The 1,292-nt window shown below is 51.9% G+C and carries 1 protein-coding gene and 1 pseudogene; both read right to left on the reverse strand.

Features of this window, described 5'->3' with window-relative positions:
* Positions 1-63: 63 nt before the first annotated feature.
* Positions 64-489: a F0F1 ATP synthase subunit epsilon gene (locus KDK17_RS05825; protein ID WP_062260759.1), complete on the reverse strand. Its 426-nt coding sequence runs from the start codon at positions 487-489 to the stop codon at positions 64-66.
* 103 nt (positions 490-592) lie between these two features.
* Positions 593-1,292 (reverse strand): annotated as a pseudogene (locus KDK17_RS05830) (F0F1 ATP synthase subunit beta); the annotation flags it as partial.

Raw genomic sequence — 1,292 nt, forward strand, 5'->3', positions numbered from 1 at the left:
TTCATTTTTTCAGGCAAAAAAAACCCGGAATCAACCGGGTTTTTTTTATAAGACGCAAGTTGCTTATTTACCAAGCTTCTTGCGAATGGCCTGCAGAGTACGGAGCTGGGCAGCAGCTTCAGCCAACTGGGTTGCCGCACGGGAGTAATCAAACTCTCCGCTCTGATTAGTCAGCTCCTGTTCAGCCAGTTTCTTGGCTTCTTCAGCAGCAAGCTCATCCATATCGTCTGCACGCAGGGCCGTGTCAGCCAGAACCTTAACCTGATTAGGCTGCACTTCCAGAAATCCACCTGAGATGTAGAACACTTCTTCTTCACCACCCTGAGTGATCAGGCGGATTGGTCCCGGGTTCAGATCAGTCAGCAGAGGCGCGTGTCCGGGGGCAATACCCAAATCACCCAGAGAACCGGTAGCAATAACCATCTCTACCAGTCCGGAGAAGATCTCCTCCTCGGCGCTAACGATGTCACAGTGAACCGTGATCGCCATTTGTGTCACCTCCTCTTATGTTCACGAATGAACGTTAAACCGGAAATGCAGGAGCCATTTCCGGTGCGGGGTGACGCTCATGAAAAACAGAGCGCCCCGGACATTACATGGACTTGGCTTTCTCGATCGCTTCGTCGATTCCACCGACCATATAGAATGCCTGTTCAGGCAGGTGATCGTATTCACCAGCCAGAATCCCCTTGAAGGCACTGATGGTGTCTTTTAGGGAAACGTACTTACCAGGCGCGCCGGTGAAAACTTCCGCGACAAAGAACGGCTGAGACAGGAAACGCTCAATCTTACGAGCACGGGTTACGGTCTGTTTGTCGGTTTCAGACAGTTCATCCATACCCAGAATCGCAATGATATCTTTCAGCTCTTTATAACGCTGCAATACAGTCTGTACACCACGAGCTACGTCGTAGTGATCCTGACCGATGACCAGAGGATCCAGCTGACGGGAAGTAGAGTCCAGAGGGTCGATCGCAGGGTAGATACCCTTGGAGGCGATGTCACGACTCAAAACGACTGTCGCATCAAGGTGCGAGAAGGTGGTCGCCGGAGACGGGTCAGTCAAGTCATCCGCTGGTACGTATACGGCCTGGATAGAGGTGATGGAACCGGTCTTGGTAGAAGTAATACGCTCCTGCAGGACACCCATCTCTTCCGCCAGAGTTGGCTGGTAACCTACCGCAGAGGGCATACGACCCAGCAGAGCAGAAACTTCAGTACCCGCCAGGGTGTAACGATAGATGTTGTCGATGAACAGCAGTACGTCACGACCTTCGTCACGGAATTTTTTC

Origin of the sequence: Endozoicomonas sp. SESOKO2, assembly GCF_024606245.1 — a bacterium.
Lineage (GTDB): Bacteria > Pseudomonadota > Gammaproteobacteria > Pseudomonadales > Endozoicomonadaceae > Endozoicomonas_A.